21 protein-coding genes are annotated in these 19,922 nt (G+C 69.2%); 2 read left to right on the forward strand and 19 right to left on the reverse strand.

All coding sequences use genetic code 11. The annotated features are described in order from the left end of the window. Positions 1-7 precede the first annotated feature (7 nt). Positions 8-655, forward strand: coding sequence for an arylesterase (locus tag AC2D80_RS07240; protein WP_484632297.1), 648 nt, complete (start codon positions 8-10; stop codon positions 653-655). Between the two features lie 7 nt (positions 656-662). Next, entirely contained in the window at positions 663-1,733 is a 1,071-nt protein-coding gene (gene mnmH / locus AC2D80_RS07245; protein ID WP_484632298.1) for a tRNA 2-selenouridine(34) synthase MnmH, read from the forward strand. Between the two features lie 15 nt (positions 1,734-1,748). Here mnmH and AC2D80_RS07250 read toward each other — a convergent pair whose 3' ends face one another. The 19 genes from AC2D80_RS07250 to ndk form a co-directional block, all read right to left on the reverse strand. Next, the gene (locus AC2D80_RS07250; RefSeq protein WP_484632299.1) at positions 1,749-1,943 is read right to left on the reverse strand and encodes a hypothetical protein; all 195 of its coding nucleotides are present in this window, start codon (positions 1,941-1,943) and stop codon (positions 1,749-1,751) included. A 27-nt stretch (positions 1,944-1,970) separates the two neighbouring features. Beyond that, on the reverse strand, positions 1,971-3,188 hold the full coding sequence (locus AC2D80_RS07255; protein WP_484632300.1) for a PLP-dependent transferase: 1,218 nt from the start codon (positions 3,186-3,188) through the stop codon (positions 1,971-1,973). 22 nt (positions 3,189-3,210) lie between these two features. Next, positions 3,211-3,735, reverse strand: a complete 525-nt coding sequence (locus AC2D80_RS07260) for a phosphoribosyltransferase (RefSeq protein WP_484632301.1) — start codon at positions 3,733-3,735, stop codon at positions 3,211-3,213. A gap of 62 nt (positions 3,736-3,797) precedes the next feature. Next, positions 3,798-5,186: an adenylosuccinate synthase gene (locus AC2D80_RS07265; protein WP_484632302.1), complete on the reverse strand. Its 1,389-nt coding sequence runs from the start codon at positions 5,184-5,186 to the stop codon at positions 3,798-3,800. 12 nt (positions 5,187-5,198) lie between these two features. Further along, entirely contained in the window at positions 5,199-6,365 is a 1,167-nt protein-coding gene (locus AC2D80_RS07270; RefSeq protein ID WP_484632303.1) for an ATP phosphoribosyltransferase regulatory subunit, read from the reverse strand. 82 nt (positions 6,366-6,447) lie between these two features. Further along, the gene (locus tag AC2D80_RS07275) at positions 6,448-6,633 is read right to left on the reverse strand and encodes a DUF2065 domain-containing protein (protein ID WP_484632304.1); all 186 of its coding nucleotides are present in this window, start codon (positions 6,631-6,633) and stop codon (positions 6,448-6,450) included. Between the two features lie 21 nt (positions 6,634-6,654). Next, a complete protein-coding gene (gene hflC, locus AC2D80_RS07280; protein WP_484632305.1) occupies positions 6,655-7,548 on the reverse strand; it encodes a protease modulator HflC in 894 nt (297 codons plus the stop codon). An 18-nt stretch (positions 7,549-7,566) separates the two neighbouring features. Then, positions 7,567-8,952 (reverse strand): FtsH protease activity modulator HflK, encoded by a 1,386-nt coding sequence (gene hflK / locus AC2D80_RS07285; protein ID WP_484632306.1) that lies wholly within the window; start codon positions 8,950-8,952, stop codon positions 7,567-7,569. Between the two features lie 41 nt (positions 8,953-8,993). Beyond that, positions 8,994-10,139 (reverse strand): GTPase HflX, encoded by a 1,146-nt coding sequence (gene hflX / locus AC2D80_RS07290; RefSeq protein WP_484632307.1) that lies wholly within the window; start codon positions 10,137-10,139, stop codon positions 8,994-8,996. Between the two features lie 93 nt (positions 10,140-10,232). Further along, positions 10,233-10,502, reverse strand: a complete 270-nt coding sequence (hfq, locus tag AC2D80_RS07295; RefSeq protein WP_484632308.1) for an RNA chaperone Hfq — start codon at positions 10,500-10,502, stop codon at positions 10,233-10,235. Positions 10,503-10,578: 76 nt separating this feature from the next. Further along, positions 10,579-11,925 carry a ribosome biogenesis GTPase Der gene (gene der / locus AC2D80_RS07300; protein WP_484632309.1) on the reverse strand — a complete coding sequence of 449 codons (1,347 nt, stop codon included), beginning with the start codon at positions 11,923-11,925 and terminating at the stop codon, positions 10,579-10,581. Between the two features lie 23 nt (positions 11,926-11,948). Further along, the gene (gene bamB, locus AC2D80_RS07305) at positions 11,949-13,076 is read right to left on the reverse strand and encodes an outer membrane protein assembly factor BamB (RefSeq protein WP_484632310.1); all 1,128 of its coding nucleotides are present in this window, start codon (positions 13,074-13,076) and stop codon (positions 11,949-11,951) included. Continuing rightward, entirely contained in the window at positions 13,073-13,747 is a 675-nt protein-coding gene (locus AC2D80_RS07310) for a YfgM family protein (protein WP_484632311.1), read from the reverse strand. Before AC2D80_RS07310 ends, bamB begins: the two co-directional genes overlap by 4 nt. A gap of 53 nt (positions 13,748-13,800) precedes the next feature. Then, positions 13,801-15,090 (reverse strand): histidine--tRNA ligase, encoded by a 1,290-nt coding sequence (gene hisS, locus AC2D80_RS07315; protein WP_484632312.1) that lies wholly within the window; start codon positions 15,088-15,090, stop codon positions 13,801-13,803. Between the two features lie 33 nt (positions 15,091-15,123). Next, complete coding sequence (ispG, locus tag AC2D80_RS07320) at positions 15,124-16,389, reverse strand: flavodoxin-dependent (E)-4-hydroxy-3-methylbut-2-enyl-diphosphate synthase (protein ID WP_484632313.1); 1,266 nt, start codon at positions 16,387-16,389, stop codon at positions 15,124-15,126. 10 nt (positions 16,390-16,399) lie between these two features. Then, positions 16,400-17,404, reverse strand: a complete 1,005-nt coding sequence (locus AC2D80_RS07325; protein ID WP_484632314.1) for a helix-turn-helix domain-containing protein — start codon at positions 17,402-17,404, stop codon at positions 16,400-16,402. Next, positions 17,397-18,242 carry a type IV pilus biogenesis/stability protein PilW gene (gene pilW, locus AC2D80_RS07330; RefSeq protein WP_484632315.1) on the reverse strand — a complete coding sequence of 282 codons (846 nt, stop codon included), beginning with the start codon at positions 18,240-18,242 and terminating at the stop codon, positions 17,397-17,399. Before pilW ends, AC2D80_RS07325 begins: the two co-directional genes overlap by 8 nt. After that, positions 18,239-19,390, reverse strand: a complete 1,152-nt coding sequence (gene rlmN / locus AC2D80_RS07335; protein WP_484632316.1) for a dual-specificity RNA methyltransferase RlmN — start codon at positions 19,388-19,390, stop codon at positions 18,239-18,241. Before rlmN ends, pilW begins: the two co-directional genes overlap by 4 nt. Before the next feature lie 20 nt (positions 19,391-19,410). Continuing rightward, positions 19,411-19,836, reverse strand: coding sequence for a nucleoside-diphosphate kinase (gene ndk, locus AC2D80_RS07340; protein WP_484632317.1), 426 nt, complete (start codon positions 19,834-19,836; stop codon positions 19,411-19,413). Positions 19,837-19,922 lie beyond the last annotated feature (86 nt).

Genomic DNA, 19,922 nt, shown 5'->3' on the forward strand with positions numbered 1-19,922 from the left:
TTTCTCCATGAATCGCCGCCACTGTAGCGCCGCCCTGCTGCTGGGCCTTGCCGGCCTCGCCATTGCCCCCGCGGCCCACGCGGCGGACGGCGCGCCGCTCGTGCTCATCGTCGGCGATTCGCTCAGCGCCGAATACGGCCTGGGCCGCGGCCAGGGCTGGGTGGCCCTGCTGGAAGAGCGGCTGGCGCGCGAAAAAGTTCAGGCGCGCGTGGTGAACGCCAGCATCAGCGGCGACACCACCGCCGGCGGTCGCTCGCGCCTGCCGGCCCTGCTGCGCCAGCACCGTCCCGCCGTGGTGGTGATCGAGTTGGGCGGCAACGACGCGCTGCGGGGGCTCCCGCTGAGCACCACGCGCGACAACCTCACCGCCATGACCCGCGCCGCGCGCGACGCCGGGGCCCGGGTGTTGATCCTGGGCATGGAAATGCCCCCCAACTACGGCGCGCGCTACGCCGCCGACTTCCGCGCCGTGTTCCAGGACGTGGCCCAGGCCGAGCGGGCCGCGCTGCTGCCCTTCTTCTTGAAAGGGGTGGCCGACCGGGCCGACCCGACCGAGTTGTTCCAGCCCGACCGCATCCACCCCAACGCGCGCGCCCAACCGATCATGCTGGACAACGTGTGGCCGCTGCTGCGCCCGCTGCTGCGGCCGCGATAATCGCCCGATGCCTGTACAGACGATGGATGCCGCCCAGGCGCTGGCGCGGCTGGCCGATTTCGACGCGGTGATCGACGCGCGCACCGAAGACGAGTTCGCCCTCGACCACCTGCCGGGCGCGGTCAACTGGCCCACGCTCCACAACGCCGAACGCATCACCATCGGCACGATGTACAAGCAGGTCAACGCTTTTGAGGCCAAGAAGCGCGGCGCGGCCCTGTCGGCCCGCAACATCGCGGCCCACATCGAGCGCGAGGTGATCGACAAGCCGCGCGGCTGGCGCCCACTGGTGTATTGCTGGCGCGGCGGCAACCGCAGCGGGGCGCTGGCCACCATCCTCGGCGCCATTGGCTTTCAGGTCACGCTCGTCGACGGCGGCTACAAGGCTTGGCGCGCCGCCCTGCTCGATGAGCTGCCGGCGCTGGCCGCGCGCTTGCAGTTCCGGGTCGTCTGCGGCCCCACCGGCAGCGGCAAAACCCGCCTGCTGCAGGCCCTGGCAGCGGAAGGGGCGCAGGTGCTGGACCTGGAGGCGCTGGCCTGTCACCGCAGTTCGGTGCTCGGCCACCTGCCGGGCCAGCCCCAACCCAGCCAGAAGCATTTCGACACCCTGGTGTGGGCGGCGCTTCGCGGGCTCGAGCCCGGTCGGGTCGTGTACGTGGAAAGCGAAAGCAAAAAGGTCGGCAACGTGCGCGTGCCGGATGCGCTGATCGATGCCATGCGCGCGAGCCCGTGCATCGACCTGCAGCTGCCGGATGATGAACGCGTGGCGCTGTTGATGGAGGACTACGACCACTTCGTCAAGGACGCCGACCTGTTCTGCCAGCGCCTGGCCGCCCTGGTCGAACTCAAGGGCCATGAGGTGGTGAACGGCTGGATCGGGCGCGTGAGGTCGGGTGACGTGGCCGGCGTGGTGCGCGACCTGCTCCTGCTGCATTACGACCCGGTGTACGCCGCGTCCATCCGCCGCAACTTCAGCCAGTACCCGCAGGCCTTGCCCTGCGCCTTGAGCGATCGTGGGGAAGCTTCGCTGCGCGCGACAGCGCGGCGGATGCTCGCCGCTGAGGGCACGCGGGGCTGACGAAGCCCGGTGGCCTCAGTTGCCGCCGCCGTCGCCCGCCGGGCCATCCGAGCCCGAGGCGCTGTCACCCGCCTCAGGCGACTCACTGCCGTCGGCCGGCTGACCATCGCCCTGGCGGCGCGCCGCGCGCTCGCGGGCCTTCTCCTCCTTCTTCTGCTTCTTCGCCAGCTCACGCTGCCGTTTTTCGTAGCCGTAGTTCGGAGTGGCCAAAGGGGTCTTTCGAGAAAGGAATGGGGGTCAGGTCAGCAGAAGGTGCCAGGCCTGTTCCAGATCGGCCTGCAGGTCTTCGAGCGACTCCAGGCCGACGGCGAAGCGTACCAGCCCGCCGGGCGCCACACAACCCAGCGTCCGGATGGCGGGCAGGTGGTACGGCGCGCACAGACTGATCGGGCCCGCCCAGCTCCACCCCAGGCGGAAGCGGCGCAAGGCGTTGCAAAACGCGTCGATCCGCTGCTGGGCGATGTTCGGCTCGAAGGCGACGCTGACCAGGCAGGCCGCGGCGTGGGCATCGCGCCGCCAGGCGTCGTGACCGGGCGAGTCGGGCAAGGCCGGGTGGAACACACGCGCCACGCCCGGTCGGGGTTGCAGCCACTGCGCCAGGGCACGGGTGGTCGCGTCCTGCGCCGCGTAGCGCAGGGCCATCGACGGCAGCCCGCGCAGCACCAGTTCGGCGTCGTTGGCCCCCACACCCAGGCCCAGCCGCATGTGGCAGAGCAGGACCGCCCGGTGCAGCGCCTCGTCGCGGGTGACCACCGAGCCCATCAGGACGTCGGCCCCGCCGCTGGGGTATTTGGTCAGCGCCTGCATGGACACGTCCACGCCGAGATCGAAGGCCTTGAACGCCACCCCGGCGCCCCAGGTGTTGTCCAGCGCGGTCACGATGGGCCGCTCGCGCCCGGCGTTCGCGGCCCGCACCGCCGCCACCAGCGCCGGCACATCGGGAAACTCCAGGGTGATCGAGCCCGGCGCCTCCAGCCACACCAGCCGCGTCGCCGGCGAAATCCGCGCCGCGAAATCGGCCGGGTTCATCGGGTCGTAGAAGCGGTGGGTGATGCCCCACTGGGCGAGTTCTCCCGCGGCAAACGCCTTGCCCGGACCGTACGCGTTGTCCGGCAACAGGACTTCGTCGCCCTGGCGCAAGAAGGCCATGTCCACCAGCGTGAGCGCCGACAGCCCGCTGGGGGCAAGCACGCAGAAGCGGCCGCCTTCCAGGGTGGCGATGCGCTCCTCGAGCGTGAAGGTGGTGGGTGTGCCGTGCAGGCCGTAGGTGTAGCCGCTTTTGTCTTTCCAGTCGTTGGTGCGCAGCGCGTGGACGTCCGGGAACACCACCGTGGACGCCTTGTACACGCCCGGCATGACCGCCTCGAACCCAGCGGGTGGGCGGTAGGCGTGATGGATCAGGGCCGTGCTCAGGCCCGGCGTGCAGTCGGGGCGCTGGTCGTCGGGAGGCGTCATGCGGCGAAGCGGCGCAACGCGCTCAGACCTTCCACTTGTCCAGCAACTGGGCCGGTCGCAGGCTGTCGTAGCTCTCGAAGGGCTGGTGGATCCAGGGGTTCGTGGGCAGGAACTCCACCGAGTAATCGGGCGTGAACGTCGAAATGGCCTTGGTCCAGATGACAGCGCTGCGCAATTCGGTGATCGGCGGGTAGTTGTTCTTGAGGAGTCCGATCACGGCGTTGAGCGTGTGACCGGAATCGGCCAGGTCGTCGACCAGCAGCACACGGCCGGCGATCTCGCCTTTGGGCGTCGTGATGTAACGGGCGATGTCCAGGTTGCCCTGCTGCGTGCCGGCGTTGGCCCGGTACGAGCTGGTCGACATGATGGCCAGCGGCTTGTCGAAGATGCGCGAGAGGATGTCACCCGGCCGCATGCCGCCGCGCGCCAGGCACAGGATGGTGTCGAACGCCCAGCCCGACTGGTGCACCTTGATGGCCAGCTTCTCGATCAGGTTGTGGTACTCGTCGTAGGAAACGTAGAGATGTTTGCCGTCTTCGGTGAGCATGCGGACTCCGGATCGGGGGTTCGGGTGAGTGTGAGCAGACAGACGCGAGCGCCCAAGCGGACTTACCCGCGGAACGGGTGGTGCAGCAGGATCGTGTGGTCGCGATCGGGGCTGGTGGAGATCACATGGATCGGCACGCCGGTGGTCTCCTGGATGCGCTGAAGGTACAGGCGCGCGTTGGCCGGCAGATCTTCGTAACGCGTCACGCCCACCGAACTGTCCGTCCAGCCCGGAATGGTTTCGTAGATGGGTGTGCAGCGGGCGATCTCGTCCGCGCCCATGGGCAGGATATCGATCCGCTCGCCATCGAGTTCATAGCCGACGCACAGCTTCAGCTCGGGCAGGCCATCGAGCACGTCGAGCTTGGTGATGCACAGGCCCGACAGGCCGTTGACCTGGGCCGAGCGCTTGAGCAGCGCGGCATCGAACCAGCCGCAGCGGCGGGCGCGGCCGGTGGTCACGCCCTTCTCCGCCCCCACCGTGGACATGTGCCAGCCCGGCGTGCCTTCCTTCTCCCAATCGAGCTCGGTGGGGAACGGGCCGCCGCCCACGCGCGTGCAATAGGCCTTGGTGATGCCCAGCACGTAGTGCAACAGCTGCGGGCCCACACCCGCGCCCGCGGCGGCGTTGCCGGCGACGCAGTTGCTCGACGTGACGAAGGGGTAGGTGCCGTGGTCAATGTCGAGCAGGGTGCCCTGCGCGCCTTCAAACAGCAGGTTCGCGCCGGCTCGGTTGGCCTCGTTGAGTTCACGCGACACGTCGGCAATCATCGGCTTGAGCTGCTCCGCCTGCTGCATGGCCTCGGCGTACACCGGCTCGAACTGGATGGCGCCGTCCTTCATGTAGGCCGCGATCTTGTCGTCCCAGACCATCTCCGCCGAGTGCAGCCAGGTGGTCAGCACGTGGTTGTGCAGGTCAAGCAGCTCGCGCAGCTTGGTGGCGAAGCGCTCGGGGTACTTCAGGTCCTGCACGCGCAGGGCTCGGCGCGCGATCTTGTCTTCGTAGGCCGGCCCGATGCCGCGGCCGGTGGTGCCGATCTTCTCGGTGCCGGCCTTGACCTTCGCCGCCTCGCGGGCGATGTCCAGCGCCGCGTGAAAAGGCAGGATCAGCGGGCAAGCCTCGCTCACGCGCAGCCGCGAGCGGACTTCCACGCCCGCTTTCTCCAAGCCCGCGATTTCCTCAAACAGCTTGCCCACCGACAGCACCACACCATTGCCGATGTAGCACTTCACGCCGGGCCGCATGATGCCGCTGGGGATCAGGTGCAGCGCGGTTTTGACGCCGTTGATCACCAGCGTGTGGCCCGCGTTGTGTCCTCCCTGGAAGCGGACCACGCCCTGGGCGGTTTCGGTCAGCCAGTCCACCAGCTTGCCCTTGCCCTCGTCACCCCATTGGGTGCCGACCACCACCACGTTGCGCCCGGGCGTCGCGGCGCTGCCTTTGTTGCTCATCACGGTTTCCAGTCAGAGATTACAGACGGTCCACGCGCCCGGCCGGGCCGCATCGGGCACGAGCTCTCGGTCGCAATGGAATTCATCGACTTCGTGGTCGTGCCCCGGCAGGGCACACACCACGGTGTGGCCATCGCGGCGCAGCGCCGCCACGGCCTCGCGCAGCCCGGGGTCGTTGCCCCAGGGGGCGCGGATTGCGGCCACGAGCGGCCGGGGGCTGACAGCGGCCACCAGTTCCTTGATGTCCAGGCTGAAGCCGACCGCGGGTCGCTTGCGGCCGAAGACCGCGCCCACCTCGTCGTACCGGCCGCCACGCACGAGATCGGTGGCCGGGCCCAGGGCGTCCCGCGCAAACAGGGCGAAGCGCGCACCGGTGTAATACGCGTAGCCGCGCAGGTCGGCAAGGTCAATCGAGACGCTCAGGCCAACCACGTGGTCGGCCAACCAGCGCAGGCTGTCCAGGGCTGCGTGCAGCGCGGGGGACGGGCTGAGCACACGGCGCGCCTCGTCGATCACCGACGCATCGCCGAACAGACGGGGCAGCGCCGCCAGGTCCCGGGCCACGGCGGCCGGCAGGTCGCGCGCCAGCGCCGCCAGCGTGGCCGCGTCCTTGGCGGCCAGCGCCGCATGCACGCGCGCCACCGTCGCCGGTGGCAGAGACACCGGCGCCAGCACCGCGTCGATCACGCGCACATCCGCCAGGTCCAGCACCAGGTCATTCAGCCCGGCGCTGCGCAGGCACGCCTGCGCCAGCTCGATCACTTCCAGATCGGCTTCCAGCCCGCCGTGGCCGTAAATCTCCGCCCCGAACTGCAGTGGCTCCCGGCTCGCCGACGGCCGGTCCACCCGGGTATGCACCACCGGGCCGCAGTAGCTCAGGCGCGCCACGCCGCGCCGGTTGAGCAGGTGGGCGTCGATGCGGGCGACCTGGGGCGTGCTGTCGGCGCGCAGGCCCAGCGTGCGGCCCGACAGTTGGTCGACCAGTTTGAAGGTGTGAAGGTCCAGTGCTTCGCCGGTGCCGGTGAGCAGGGACTCAAGGTGCTCGATCAGCGGCGGCATCACCAGCTCGTACCCGTGGCAGCGGGCGGTGTCGAGCAGGCTGCGACGCAGTTCTTCGATGTGGCGCGCCTCGGAGGGCAAGACATCGGCGATGTGATCCGGCAGGACCCAGGCGGACATGGCGTTTGGCGGCGCTGTTAAAACCGCGATTCTACCGGGGTGCGGAACCCACTCCCCGGGCCGGCGGAGGCCCGCCCGGGTCTCAGCCGACGATCCACACGACGAGCAAGCCCGCGGCCACGCTCATCAGACCGAAGAACCGGAGTTGGCCGTCGCGCAGGCGAAGCACCTCGGTGAACATCCGCCGCCAGGCCTGGGGCACCAGCAGCGGCATCAAGCCCTCGAACACCAGCACCAGGCCGAAAGCCAGCCACAGTGCGTCGGACATGGGCCGAGGGCTGAGAGGTGGTCAGCGCGGTCCGGTGACCGTGCTGCTGCGCATCGCCCGGAAGAAGTCCGAGCTGGGCTCAATCACCACCACATCGCCTTTGCCCGAGAAGCTGGACTTGTAGGCTTCAAGGCTGCGGTAGAACTGGGCAAAAGCCGGGTCCTGACCAAACGCCGAGGCGAACGCGGCCGCGGCCTTGGCGTCGCCCTCACCCTTGATGCGCTGGGCATCGCGGTAGGCCTCAGCCACGATGACCTCGCGCTGGCGATCGGCGTCGGCACGAATCTTTTCGCCCTCGGCAAAGCCAGTGGACCGCAGTTCGTTGGCCACGCGTTTGCGTTCGGCTTCCATGCGCTGGTAGACGGAGGCGGTGATCGATTCGGCGTAGTCCACGCGGGTGATCCGAACGTCCACCACGTCCATGCCCCACGGCTGGTTGGCGCTGTTCACCGCGGCCAGCACTTCGCGCTTAACGGACTCCATCAGCTCCTCGCGCCGCGACGAGAGCAGCTCCTTGAGCGTGCGGCGGTTGATTTCCTGCTGGAACGAGTTGCGAACCACCCGGTTGAGCTGCAGCGATCCGGCGCGCTCATTGACGCCGACGTTGCGGATGTAGGCTTGCGGGTCGCTGATGCGCCAGCGCACATACCAATCGATCACCACGCGCTGCTTCTCGGCCGTGAGCATCGGGTCGGTGTCCACGCTTTCCAGCGTGAGCAACCGCTTGTCGATGTAGGACACGTTCTGGAATGGCGGGGGCATCTTGAAATTGAGGCCCGGCTCGGTGACGACCTGCTTGATCTGGCCGAGCTGGAACACGACGCCGTACTGGCGCTGGTCCACCACGAACAGCATGGAGCTGCCCAGCGCCAGCGCGACGATGACCGAGGTGATGAAGAAACCGATTTTGTTCATGGTGTCGGTGCTCCGGCGTCAGCGGGTGTCGCGCTCACGCGAGCGGCCTGCGCCGTTGTCGGCGTTGCGGTTCGGGGCTGGCGCAGCGGGCGCGGTGACCGGACTGCCCGTCATCGGTGCGGCAGACGCCCCGCCACCCGGCCCGGTGGACTGGATGATCTTGTCGAGCGGGAGATACAGCAGGTTCGACCCGGCGCGCGAATCCACGAGCACCTTGGTCACGTTGGCGTAGATGTCACGCATGGCATCGGTGTACATCCGCTCCCGCGTGACCTGGGGGGCCTTTTGGTACTCCGCCAGCACCGAGCGGAAGCGCTGCGAATCACCCTCGGCCTGCGCCACGATCCGCGACCGGTAGCCTTCCGCCTCTTCAATCAGGCGCGAGGCCGCACCGCGGGCCCGGGGCACCACGTCGTTGGCATAGGCTTCCGCCTCGTTCTTGGCACGCTCGCGTTCCTGTCCGGCGCGCAGTACGTCGTCGAAGGCGGCCTGCACCTGCTCCGGCGGGCGCACACCGCCCTGCTGCAGGTTGATGCCGACGACTTCAATGCCGACCTTGTACCGGTCCAGGATCGTCTGCATCAGCGCGCGCACCCGCGGGGCGATCTGATCGCGCTCTTCGGCCAGCGCTGCGTCCATCTTCATCTTGCCGACCACTTCGCGCACGGCCGTTTCGGCCGCCTTGACCACGGAAAGGTCCGGGTCGCGACTCTCGAACAGGAAAGCGCGGGCGTCGTTCAGGCGGTACTGGACCGCGAACTTGATCTCGACGATGTTTTCGTCTTCGGTCAGCATGGCCGACTCGCGCAAGCCCGTGGCCGGCACGATGTTGTCACGCCCCACATCCACCGAACGGATCTGGGTCACGAAGACGGTTTCATGGCGCTGGATCGGGAACGGCAGACGCCAGTTGAAGCCGGCACCCACCGTGCTGTGGTAGCGGCCGAACTGGGTAATCACCGCCTGCTGACCTTCCTGCACGATGAAGAACCCGGTGCCCAGCCAGATCAGCGCGGCGACCGCAGCGACCAGGCCCACACCGATGCCGGCGGCCTTGGGGTTGGGGCTGAAACCGCCCGTCCCTCCTCCGCCCGCCCCGCCACCCTGACCACCGCCACGGCCCTTGTTGCCGAGCAGGCCACCCAGTTTGCGGTTGAGGTCGCGCCACAGCTCGTCAAGATCTGGCGGGCCCTGGTTGGGGCCCTGGCCCCGCGGACGCTGCGGAGCGCCGCCGTCGCCGTTGTTGTCGTTGCGCGGCTCGTCGCCGCGACCCCAGCGGGGGTCGTTGAGGTTGAAGGCGCCGATCCAGCGGCGCCAGCCGCGTCGCTCGCCTGCAGCGCTCCGTGCGGCGCTGGTCGTGGCGGTCTTCGCGGCGTTGTCCGGGTGCTGCCAGTTCACATCCATGGTGTTGGGCGGTTTATGTGGGTTATAGACATTGTGCCCAATCAGGCGGCGTGGTTCCCGAGATCGGACATCGCGCCGCGGTTTGTGGGGTCATCGCCACGCAGGGAATCGATGACCCGCCGGGACAGGAAGGCTCGCAACGCCGGCAATCCGTCGCCGGTGGCGGCCGAGACAAACAGGCGCGGGAGCACCCGACCGTCAACGTCCATCGTGTCTTCCCGCTCCAGCGGCTGACGCTCGGGCGGCAACGCGTCGAGTTTGTTGAACACCAGCACCTGAGGCACATCGGCGGCACCGATGTCCCGCAGCACGCCCATGACCGCACCGATCTGTTCCGGGTGCTCAGGGTTGGCGGCGTCAACCACGTGAAGCAGCAAATCGGCGTCGGCGGCCTCCTGCAGCGTGGCGGCGAAGGCTTCGACCAGCCCGTGCGGCAGGTCCCGGATGAAGCCCACGGTGTCTGACAGCGACACCGACCGGCCCGCTTCGCCCAGGTAGAGCTGGCGGGTGGTGGTGTCGAGCGTGGCAAACAGCTGATCGGCCGCGTAGCTGCGCGCTTTGGTGAGGGCGTTGAAGAGCGAGCTTTTCCCGGCGTTGGTGTAGCCCACCAGGGAAATGTTGAACGCGTCGCGCCGCTCGCGCTGACGGCGCTGCGTGGCGCGCTGGCGCTTGACCTTGTCGAGGCGCTCGCGGGTGCGCTTGATGGCCTCCGCGATCATGCGCCGGTCAAGCTCGATCTGCGTCTCGCCCGGGCCGCCGCGCATGCCGATGCCACCACTTTGGCGCTCCAGGTGCGACCAGCGTCGGACCAGGCGCGTCGACAGGTACTGCAGCCGTGCCAGCTCGACCTGCAGCTTGCCTTCGTGGCTGCGCGCGCGCTGGGCGAAGATTTCCAGAATCAGCAGGGTGCGGTCGTTGACCGGGCGCTCCAGGGTGCGCTCGAGGTTGCGCTGCTGCGCCGGGCTGAGCGCCTGGTCGAACAACACCTCGGTAGCGCCCGTGGTCTGGGCCAGCAGCTGGATTTCCTCGGCTTTGCCACTGCCCACAAACAGGGCGGGGTCAGGGGCCCGGCGTTTGCACGTGACACGGCCCGCCACGGTGTAGCCGGCGGTCTGGGCGAGTTGGCCGAGCTCTTCAAGCTCGCCGTCAAAGTGAGGCAGCCCGAAGTCCACCCCGACCAGGATCACGGCAGGCGGGGTGGTGGGGCGGGTGGGGGAAGGATTCAATGGGAACGCGTTCGTCGCCCGTCGGGGCGCACGGTCGCCGGCGTACCGACGTTGTCAGGAGGCCGAGCTGTCGTCGGGGGGGTTCACCGAGAACTGCACCGGACGCCCGGGCACGATGGTGGAGATCGCGTGCTTGTACACCATCTGGGTCACCGTGTTGCGCAGCAGCACGACGTACTGGTCAAAGGACTCGATCTGGCCTTGCAGCTTGATGCCGTTGACCAGATAAATGGACACCGGCACATGTTCCCGACGCAACTGGTTCAGGAAGGGGTCTTGCAAGAGCTGGCCTTTGTTGTTGCTCACGATATGCTCCGTGTTCAAGGGTTGGGGATGGGCGGAACATACCACAGCGGGTTGCCGAGCGCGGCAAAGGGCTGTTCTGCCGCTGTGAAAGGCCTCAAGCTTCCTTGAACGGGTTGTCCGAGGTCTTGAATTCGATGCGCAACGGCGTGCCGACGAGGTCGAAGGCCTTGCGGAACCGACCTTCCAAAAACCGCCGGTACACCTCCGGCACGTGTTCCAGCGAGTTGCCGTGGATCACGATGACGGGGGGATTCATGCCGCCCTGATGGGCGTAGCGCATTTTCGGGCGGTACATGCCGCCCTTGGGCGGCGCCTGAAACGCCACCGACTCCTGCAACAGCCGCGTCAACAGCGGCGTCGGCATCTTGCGCATGGCCGAGGCGTGGGCCTGCGCGATGGATTTCCAGACCGGGCCCAGACCCTGACGGCGGGAGGCTGAGATGAGGTGCAAGGAGGCGAACTTGAGGAACGCCAGCCGGGTCTCCACCTGACGCTCGATTTGCTCCCGCTGGTAGCGGTCGATCGCGTCCCATTTGTTGATGGCGACCACCACCGCGCGGCCGCTCTCCAGGATGTAGCCAGCGATATGGGCGTCCTGTTCGGTGACACCCTGGGTGGCGTCGAGCAGGAGCAACACCACGTGGGCGCCCTCAATGGCCTGCAGTGTCTTGACCACCGAGAACTTCTCGATCGCCTCGAACACCTTGCCCTTTTTGCGGATACCGGCGGTGTCGATCAGCTCGAAGCGCTGGCCGTTTCGTTCAAACGGAACGGTGATGGCGTCACGGGTCGTGCCCGGCATGTCGAACGCCACCAGTCGTTCCTCACCCAGCCACGCGTTGATCAGCGTGGATTTGCCCACGTTGGGGCGTCCGGCCACAGCCAGCCGGATCACGCCGCTGTCGGCCTCGGGTTCCTCTTCGTCTTCCGGCGGGAGGCCCGGGATCGCCTCCAGCGCCTGCTCCAGCATGGAGCGCACGCCCTGCCCGTGGGCACCGGACACCGGGAGCACTTCCCCGAGCCCCAACTCGAAAAATTCCACCAATTGCGCGCCTTGGGTCATGCCCTCGGCCTTGTTGGCGACCAGCACGCACGGCTTGCCCAGGCGGCGCAGGTAGCCGGCGATCTCGTGGTCCTGGGCGCTGAGGCCGGCCCGGGCGTCCACGACAAAGACCACCACGTCCGCTTCGGCCACGGCCTGCCGCGTCTGCTTGGCCATTTCGCGGTAGATGCTGCCCTCGCCGGCGTCGGGCTCGAAACCGCCCGTGTCGATGACGATGAATTCGCGCCGCCCGACCCGGCCGTTGCCGTAGTGGCGGTCCCGGGTGAGGCCGGCGAAGTCCGCGACGATGGCGTCACGGGTGCCCGTCAGGCGGTTGAAGAGTGTGGATTTGCCGACGTTGGGCCGGCCCACGAGGGCGATGACGGGTTTGAGGGACATGCGGGGTTGACGCGGGCGCCAGGTTATTGGGGGCGCCAGGCGAACAGGCCGCCGTTGCGCGTCTGAACGACGAGCGCATCGCCCGCCAGCAGCGGGGTGGCAACGATCGGCGAGCCGTCGGTGCTCAGGCGGGTCATTTCGGTGCCGTCCTCGCGCGACACCAGGTGCACGAGGCCGTTGCTGTCGGCGATGGCGACCACGCGGCCCAGGGCCAGTGGCGCGCCCAGCGTGCGGTACTTCAGGCGTTCGGAGGTCCAGGCCGGTTCGCCGGACTCGCGGCGCCACGCCAGCACGCGGCCGTCCGATTCGGTGCCGAACACGAGGCGATCGTCCCCGTGAATCCCGGTGGTGCCCTGGGCCGGTCGGCTCCAGACGACCGAACCCCGCGTCGCGTCCACACAGCCGACGGCCGCGTTGAACGCGCGGGCGCACACGCTGCCCCCCAGACGACCCGCAGGACCGACGATATCGACCAGGCGCTCCACCTCATTGGTGCCGCGCGGCGACGCCAGCGGCGCCTCCCAGCGCACGGCGCCGTTGTCGGGGTTGAGCCCGGCCAGCCGGCCGGACAGCCCGGCGACGAGGGTGTCGCCCACCGCGAGGAGCGCGCCCGGCTGGTTGAGCACCAGGGGATCGGCGGTGCGCGTCTGCGTCCACAGGCGCGCACCGTTGCCCGCATCGAAGGCACTGACGCTGCGGTCGGCGGTCAGCACGAAGACACGCTGACCGGCGACCAGCGGCGCGGTGAAGCTGCGGGCCGCCAGACGCTGGCGCCACAACTCGCGGCCGTCACGCACCGCCACCAGGTGGTTGTCGCGGGTGATCACGGCGGCCGTCACGCCGTCGCTGCCCACGCCGGCGGACAGCGGTGTGCCCAGACTGGCCCGCCAGGCCTCGGCGCCGCTGCCGGCATCGATGGCCACCACGGTGCCGCTCGCACCGGCGGCGAACACCCGCCCGCCCGCAAACACCGGCGACAGACCGACCGGCGACTCGCCCACCTGAACGGTCCACGCCTGCCGGGTACCCATCAACTGGGCCGGCGGCGGCAGCGGCGCCGGCTCGGGCGCCTTGGGTTTGGACGAGCAGGCGGCCAGCGCGGCCAGCACCAGCAGCGCGCCCGCCCCACGGGCGAGGAATCGGAGGGTCATGGCTTGGTTCCTTCGGTGGCCGGCGCGGCGGTCTTGTCGACGCCGAGCGAGGCCAGCTTGATCTCCACCAGACGGCGGTAGTCGGCGTCGGCGGCCAGGCCGCTCCACGCTTTCTCGTACGCGGCGCGCGCGTCGGCCGACTTGCCCTGGCTCATCAGGACGTCGCCCCGGCGATCTGCCACCAGCGCCTCAAACGATGGCGGCACGGGACCCTCCAGCGCCTTGAGTGCGGCGTCGGCCTGGCCGGCTTCGAGTTCCACCGCCGCCAGGCGCAGGCGCGCAACCGCGCGGTGGGAGTCGTCTTTCGCCTCGGCGATGACCCAAGCGAGATCGGCACGTGCCTTGTCGGCCTGACCGGCTTCGACGTGGGCCTTGGCGGCCAGCAGGCTGGCCTGCACCGCAAAGGTCGTGCGGCCGAAACGGGACTGCATGTCGCCCGTGGCCTGCTCGGTGCGCGCCAGATCCTTGGCGATCACGGCGCGGTCGATCTCGTCAAACAGGGCCGCGGCCTGGGCCGACTGGGTGCGCTGCCAATAGTTCCAGCCGTTCCAGGCCGCGAACGAGCCCAGCACCGCGATCAACAGCCAGGTGATCCAGTTGCCGTTCTTGGTCCAGAAGGACTTCAGTTGGTCGAGCTGTTCCTGCTCTTCGAGGTTGAGGTGTTTGGCCATGGGGGCGGGTTTTGAAGATGCGGGATTGTAGGTGGCGGTCCCGGGGAGCCGGGTCAGTCGCGAAGGCGGCGGGCGAGTCCATCGAGGTCGTCGAGCGCGCACGTGGCCTGCGCCGCGGCGTCGCGCACGCCGCGCAGCGGCTTGACCGCCACGGCCCCGGCGGCCAGTTCCTGTTCGCCAAACACGAGCGCGTGCCGGGCGCCGCTGGCGTCGGCCTTCTTGAACTGCGACTTCATGCTGCCCATGCCCTCGGCACTGGCGGCGTGCATCTGCACCCGCACGCCGCGCTGGCGCAGTGCCCGCAGCACCGGCATCGCCCGGGGCAGAGCGGCGGCGTCGGGCACCACCGCGTAGGCGTCGGGCACCGGCGCGTCAGGCAACCGCGACTGCTCCTTGAGGAGTTCCAGGATGCGCTCCATCCCGAGCGCCCAGCCCACGGCCGGCGTCGGCTTGCCGCCGATCTGCTCGAACAGGCCGTCGTACCGGCCGCCGGCGCACACGGTGCCCTGCGAGCCGAGCTGGGTGGTGACGAACTCGAAGACGGAGAGGTTGTAGTAGTCCATGCCGCGCACCAGGCGCGGGTTGATGCGGTAGGCGATGCCGTGCGCATCGAGCAACGCCCGCAGGCCATTGAAGTGGGCCAGCGAGGCCTCACCGAGGTGGTCCATGAGCCGGGGCGCACCGTTCACCAGCGCCTGCATCGCGGGGTTCTTGGTGTCGAGGATGCGCAGCGGGTTGGTGTGCAGCCGGCGGCGGGCGTCCTCGTCGAGCTGGTCGGCGTGGGCCTCGAGATAAGCAATCAGCGCCTGCCGGTGCGCCAGCCGCTCGGCCGGCTGGCCCAGGCTGTTGATCTCCAGCTCGATGCCCTGCAGACCGAGTCGCGCCCACAGGTCGCAGGCCAGCACGATCAGCTCGGCGTCCACATCGGGGCCAGCCAGACCCAGCGCTTCGGCGCCGAACTGGTGGAACTGGCGGTAGCGGCCGCGCTGCGGGCGCTCATGGCGAAACATCGGTCCAAGGTAATACAGCCGCTTCGGGCCGTCGTAGAGCATGTTGCTCTCCAGCGCCGCGCGGACCACGCCGGCGGTGTTCTCGGGCCGCAGCGTGAGGTGTTCACCGTTGAGCTTGTCCTCGAAGGAATACATCTCCTTCTCGACGATGTCGGTGACCTCGCCCAGGCCGCGGACAAACAGCGCCGTGGGCTCCACGATGGGCGTGCGCAGGTTGCGGTAGCCGTAGCCGGCCATCAGCTCGCGCAGCGTGGCTTCGAGCCACTCCCAGTGCGCCGACTGCGGCGGCGCGATGTCGTTCATGCCTTTGACGGCAACCAGTTTTTCAGCCATGGGGACGCAACAGACGTGGGGCGGGCCGCGCGATCACGCGCGCTCGCCAAAGCGTTTTTCGATGTAGTTCTCAACGATCGACTGGAATTCGCGGGCAATGCCCTCGCCGCGCAGCGTGAGGGCCTTCTGGCCGTCGATGTACACCGGCGCGGCGGGGGCCTCGCCCGTGCCGGGCAGGCTGATGCCGATGTCGGCGTGCTTGCTTTCGCCGGGGCCGTTGACGATGCAGCCCATCACCGCCACCTTGAGCGCCTCCACACCGGGGTAGCGCTCGCGCCAGACCGGCATGGAGCCACGCAGGTAGTCGTCGATCTGCTTGGCGAGTTCCTGGAAGGTGGTGCTGGTCGTGCGGCCGCAGCCGGGGCAGGCAGTGACAGCGGGCACAAAAGTGCGCAGTCCCAGCGCCTGCAGGATCTCCAGGCCGACCACGACTTCCTGCGTGCGGGACTCACCGGGCTGCGGCGTGAGGGAGATGCGGATGGTGTCGCCGATGCCCTGCTGGAGCAACACCGACAGCGCCGCGGTCGAAGCCACCGCGCCCTTGGTGCCCATGCCGGCTTCGGTGAGACCGAGGTGCAGCGCGTAGTCGCAGCGTTGGGCCAGGGCCTGGTAGACGGCAATCAGGTCCTGCACCGCGCTGACCTTGCAGGACAGCACGATGTTTTCCCCCGGCAGGCCGATCGCCTCGGCCTTGCGGGCCGACTCGACGGCCGAGGTGATCAGCGCCTCGTACATGACCTGACGCGCGTCCCAGGGGCGGTCGCGACCCGCGTTTTCGTCCATCAGTCGCGCCAGCAGGTCTTGATCCAGGCTGCCCCAGTTCACCCCGATGCGGATGTGCTTGCCGTGGCGGGCCGCGATCTCGACCATCTGGCCAAACTGCCGGTCGCCTTTTTCCCCGCGACCCACGTTGCCGGGGTTGATGCGGTACTTCGACAAGGCTTCGGCGCAAGCCGGGTGGTCGGTGAGCAGGCGGTGGCCGTTGTAGTGGAAATCGCCGATCAGCGGCACGGGCACGCCCATGCGATCAAGCTGCTCGCGGATGTAGGGCACGGCGCGGGCAGCTTCGTCGTTGTTGACGGTGATGCGGACCAGCTCGGAGCCCGCTTGGGCGAGTTCCTTGACCTGAATCGCGGTGGCGATGGCATCGGCCGTGTCGGTGTTGGTCATCGACTGCACGCGCACCGGCGCGTCGCCGCCGACGGTGACCGCGTGGTCGCCCCAGCGCACCACGCCCTGCCGGGTGCGCCGGCGCGGCGGCTGAAACAGCGGGATGGGTTGGCTGATGGCGTCGCTCACGGGCATTCCCTCACTTCACCTCGAAGCGCGCCACGCTGTTGCGGGCGAGCGCAGCCGCGTCAAACGGCTGACCGCGGACCGTCACGCGGGCCGCTTCCGCACGACCAATCACCACCCCGTAGGGCGCTGGGTCGCTGAACTCCAGGTGGTCGCCAGCGCGAAGCAACCGCTGCGTGGGCACACCACCGGCCCGGCTGACCTCGACCCAGGTCTCTCCCGTGGCCTCGATGCGCAGCACGGCGGCGGCTGACGCAGCGGGGGCGTTGGACGCGGCGGGCGCCGCCGAGGGGCTGACGGGGTTGGGCTGACCCGACGGAGGCAACAGCGCCGAGGCGGACGCGGACGCGGGCGCGGGCGCGGGCGCGGGCGCGGGCGGGGGTGTGGCCGGGCTCGCGGGCGTCGCCGACGGCGCGGCTGCCGCTTCGGGGGCAGCGGGCGTTGCGGGGGCGGGCACGGCCGGCTCGGCCCCCGGCGGCGCGGCCGTGGGCGCGCTCATCACGGGCGGGGCCGGCTCGGCAGACACAAGCGCGGGGGCGATCGGGGGCTGGGCCGGGGCCGGGGCAGGCTCCACCACGGCCGCCGGTGTCGGCGGGGTGGCGGCACGCGGCAGAAACACGAGCACCAAGGCGCCCAGCAGCAAGGCGATGGCCGCCAACACCGCCGGACGCGACAACCAGCCCGCCGGGTTGGCCCGCGGCGCCTCACCATCGGCCCGGTAAGAACCCACGCCGACCGGACTCGGCGGCACCAGCTGGGGCGTCGGGCTCACGGGAATCTGGGCCAGCACCGGCGCCGGGTCGATGCGCAAGTGCCGGCAGGCGCTTGACGCCAGCGCGCGGGCGAAGGTCAGGTCGGGCAGCGCGTCGTAGCGGCCTGCCTCCAGCAACTCCAGCTTGCGCACCGGCACTTTCAGGGCCGCCGCCAGCGCCGCGATGTGAAGACCGGCGGCTTCGCGGGCCTCGCGCAGGCACTCGGGTCGGCTGGGGAGGGACGCGGGGGCGTCGGCTTCACTCATCGAAGGCTCCGCGCTGGTGGGCTGCCCACTGGGGCGAATCGGGGAATCGGCGCGCCAGCTGCTGGCCCAGCTGGGCCGCGGCCTCGCGGTTGCCCAGGCGCCGCTCCACGCGCACGCCCAGCCACAGCGTCTCCGCGTTGGCGAACTCACCGTTGTTGACGCGCCGGATGATGAACTGGGCGCGCTGCGCCTCGCCGCGGCGGTAGAGCAGCGACGCCAGGTTGTAGGCCGAAATCGGGTTGGCCGGGTCGAGCTCGTAAGAACGGGCCAGGCTGGCCTCGGCCTCCGACAACTGGCCCGCGCGCAGCTGGCACACGCCCTGCGCCAACAGGGTCCGCGCCTGCCCACCGTACACCGGGCTGGCCAGCGCTCGGCCGAACAGCTCGGTGGACTGGGCGTAGCGGGCCTGCTGACAGGCGAACCAGCCGTAGTTGTGCAACACATCCGGGTCGCGCGGGTTAATCTGCACCGCGCGCTGGAAGCTCTCCTCCGCCAGGGCGGCGTCGTTCAGCCGCATGTAGACCAGGCCACGGAGCGACCAGGCCGGGGCGTAGGTCGCGTCGGCCGCCAGCGCCAGCTTGATCTCGTCGAGCGCCACCGTGGTCTGGCCCTGATCGAAATAATTCGCCGCGAGCTCGGTCCGGATGCGGGCCCGACGCCGGGCCTCGGGCTCGTCCGACGCGGTGACGGGTTCACCCCGGGTGACGGTCCGCGCCCCGCTGCCCTGCGCCGCCGGCGAGGCGCAGCCAGCCAGCCAGACCAGCGCGCCCGCCGACAGGAGCAGGGCCAGCCCCAGGCGGGCCGTTCGGTGGAGGTCGAGGGAAGCGCTTCGGTTCATGCCTGCCTTTCGGGGTCGGGACGGACGATGCGGATGGGGGACTCGGTGGTGGTGCGCCGGCGCGCGAGCCGCTCGGCGGCACGGGTGCGATCCAGCACGTCGCCCGCCAGTTGCCCGCAGGCCGCGTCGATGTCATCGCCGCGCGTCTTGCGTACCGTGGTCACCAGACCGCCATCCTGCAGGATCTGGGCAAAGCGGCTCACCGCGGCGCGCGACGAGCAGCGCAGGCCCGAGTCGGGAAACGGATTGAACGGAATGAGGTTGATCTTGCAGGGCACGCCGCGGCCGCGGTGCTGGCGCAGCAACTGCAGCAATTCCCGGGCGTGATCCGGCGTGTCGTTCACGCCGTCGAGCATGCAGTATTCGAAGGTGATGAAGTCGCGCGGCGCCGCGGGCAGGTAGGCCAGACAGGCGTCGAGCAGCTCGGCCAGCGGGTACTTGCGATTCAGCGGTACCAAATGGTCGCGCAGCGGGTCGTTGGGCGCGTGCAGCGACACCGCGAGCGCCACCGGACATTCGGTGGCCAGCCGCGCCATGATGGGCACGACGCCGGAGGTCGACACCGTGACGCGGCGGCGGGACAGGCCGTAGCCGTGGTCGTCGAGCATCACGCGCAGCGCGGGGATCAGCGCGTGCGGGTTCTGCAGCGGCTCGCCCATGCCCATCATCACCACGTTGGTGATCACGCGCTCGCTGCGCCCGAGATGCTGGCGCAGGAAAAACTCGGCCTGCCAGAGCTGCGCCAGGATTTCGCCGGTGGTGAGGTTGCGGGAAAAACCCTGGTGTCCGGTGGAGCAGAAACGGCAACCCACGGCGCAACCGGCCTGGGACGAGACGCACAGCGTGCCCCGGTCGTCTTCGGGGATGTAAACCGTCTCGACGGCGTTGCCGCCCCCGACGTCAAACAGCCACTTGATCGTGCCGTCGGCCGAATCCTGGCGCGACAGCACCGGCAAGCCGACCACGGCCGCTGCCGAGGGCAGCTTGTCGCGCAGGCTGCGCGCGAGGTCGGTCATCCGGGAGAAATCGGACTCACCCTTCTGGTGAATCCAGCGGAACAACTGGACGGCGCGAAACCGCTTCTCGCCCAGCCGCTCGCAAAAGGCGGCCAACCCGTCGAGGTCGAAGTCGAGCAGATTGACCGTCATCGGACTGCGTCCGGCGCGCTTCAGCGCGAGTAGACGTTCATGCCCGGGAAGAAGAAAGCCACTTCCACGGCGGCGGTTTCCGGGGCGTCGGAGCCGTGCACCGCGTTGGCGTCGATGCTGTCGGCGAAATCGGCGCGGATGGTGCCGGGAGCGGCCTTCTTCGGGTCGGTGGCACCCATCAGGTCGCGGTTCTTGGCGATGGCGCCTTCGCCTTCGAGCACCTGGATCATCACCGGGCCGCTGACCATGAAGTCCACGAGATCCTTGAAGAAGGGGCGGGCTTTGTGCACGGCATAGAACTGCTCGGCTTCGGCGCGGGAGAGGTGGGCCATTTTGGCGGCCACCACCTTCAGGCCAGCGGCCTCGAAGCGGGCGTAGATCTGGCCGATCACGTTCTTGGCGACGGCGTCGGGTTTGATGATCGAGAGGGTGCGTTCGAGGGCCATGTTCGTCCTGAGTTTTGGTTGAAATTCAAGGGGTTGCACGCGAAAGTGCAGAGCCCACGATTCTACATGGCGCCCGGGACAACCCG

The sequence above is a fragment of the Hydrogenophaga sp. T66 genome (genome assembly GCF_057219855.1).

What these genes read in the sequence shown, in the direction of transcription:
- AC2D80_RS07325 (WP_484632314.1), bottom strand. Translation starts at nt 17,404, where the DNA reads ATGAGTGAAGCCGACGCCCCCGCGTCCCTCCCCAGCCGACCCGAGTGC.
- mnmH (WP_484632298.1), top strand. Translation starts at nt 663, where the DNA reads ATGCCTGTACAGACGATGGATGCCGCCCAGGCGCTGGCGCGGCTGGCC.
- hisS (WP_484632312.1), bottom strand. Translation starts at nt 15,090, where the DNA reads ATGGCTGAAAAACTGGTTGCCGTCAAAGGCATGAACGACATCGCGCCG.
- AC2D80_RS07270 (WP_484632303.1), bottom strand. Translation starts at nt 6,365, where the DNA reads ATGTCCGCCTGGGTCCTGCCGGATCACATCGCCGATGTCTTGCCCTCC.
- AC2D80_RS07240 (WP_484632297.1), top strand. Translation starts at nt 8, where the DNA reads ATGAATCGCCGCCACTGTAGCGCCGCCCTGCTGCTGGGCCTTGCCGGC.
- AC2D80_RS07265 (WP_484632302.1), bottom strand. Translation starts at nt 5,186, where the DNA reads ATGAGCAACAAAGGCAGCGCCGCGACGCCCGGGCGCAACGTGGTGGTG.
- pilW (WP_484632315.1), bottom strand. Translation starts at nt 18,242, where the DNA reads ATGAACCGAAGCGCTTCCCTCGACCTCCACCGAACGGCCCGCCTGGGG.
- AC2D80_RS07260 (WP_484632301.1), bottom strand. Translation starts at nt 3,735, where the DNA reads ATGCTCACCGAAGACGGCAAACATCTCTACGTTTCCTACGACGAGTAC.
- bamB (WP_484632310.1), bottom strand. Translation starts at nt 13,076, where the DNA reads ATGACCCTCCGATTCCTCGCCCGTGGGGCGGGCGCGCTGCTGGTGCTG.
- AC2D80_RS07275 (WP_484632304.1), bottom strand. Translation starts at nt 6,633, where the DNA reads ATGTCCGACGCACTGTGGCTGGCTTTCGGCCTGGTGCTGGTGTTCGAG.
- AC2D80_RS07310 (WP_484632311.1), bottom strand. Translation starts at nt 13,747, where the DNA reads ATGGCCAAACACCTCAACCTCGAAGAGCAGGAACAGCTCGACCAACTG.
- ndk (WP_484632317.1), bottom strand. Translation starts at nt 19,836, where the DNA reads ATGGCCCTCGAACGCACCCTCTCGATCATCAAACCCGACGCCGTCGCC.
- hflC (WP_484632305.1), bottom strand. Translation starts at nt 7,548, where the DNA reads ATGAACAAAATCGGTTTCTTCATCACCTCGGTCATCGTCGCGCTGGCG.
- rlmN (WP_484632316.1), bottom strand. Translation starts at nt 19,390, where the DNA reads ATGACGGTCAATCTGCTCGACTTCGACCTCGACGGGTTGGCCGCCTTT.
- AC2D80_RS07255 (WP_484632300.1), bottom strand. Translation starts at nt 3,188, where the DNA reads ATGACGCCTCCCGACGACCAGCGCCCCGACTGCACGCCGGGCCTGAGC.
- der (WP_484632309.1), bottom strand. Translation starts at nt 11,925, where the DNA reads ATGTCCCTCAAACCCGTCATCGCCCTCGTGGGCCGGCCCAACGTCGGC.
- hflK (WP_484632306.1), bottom strand. Translation starts at nt 8,952, where the DNA reads ATGGATGTGAACTGGCAGCACCCGGACAACGCCGCGAAGACCGCCACG.